The organism is Pseudoalteromonas sp. SR45-4 (assembly GCF_014163535.1).
GTDB classification, from domain to species: Bacteria; Pseudomonadota; Gammaproteobacteria; order Enterobacterales; family Alteromonadaceae; genus Pseudoalteromonas; species Pseudoalteromonas nigrifaciens.
This window is the reverse complement of sequence record NZ_JACJDO010000146.1, coordinates 1-237: the sequence shown is the minus strand read 5'-3', so window position 1 is coordinate 237 and position 237 is coordinate 1. Positions and strand designations below refer to the sequence as shown.

1 protein-coding gene is annotated in these 237 nt (G+C 52.3%); it reads left to right on the top strand.

Annotated features, from left to right (window positions below; translation table 11 throughout):
• Positions 1-237 (top strand): hypothetical protein (locus H5058_RS18355; RefSeq protein ID WP_220485853.1); only part of this gene is annotated, 237 nt, incomplete at both ends.

Genomic DNA, 237 nt, shown 5'->3' with positions numbered 1-237 from the left:
GCTGATGTTGCACGTACTGCTAATGATGTGAGTAATGCATCACCGGCACAGCAACAAGCTGGTGCTAATACCACTACGGCACAGCAACAAGCTGGTACTAATACCGCTACGTCTGGCACTCCTGTATCGGGTACTAATACCGCTACGGCTGGCACTCCAGTATCAGGTGGTAATACGGCTGCTCCTGTAGCAACTCAAGGTGACGACAGTGGCGCAGGTGAAAAGCAGGGAACCGAA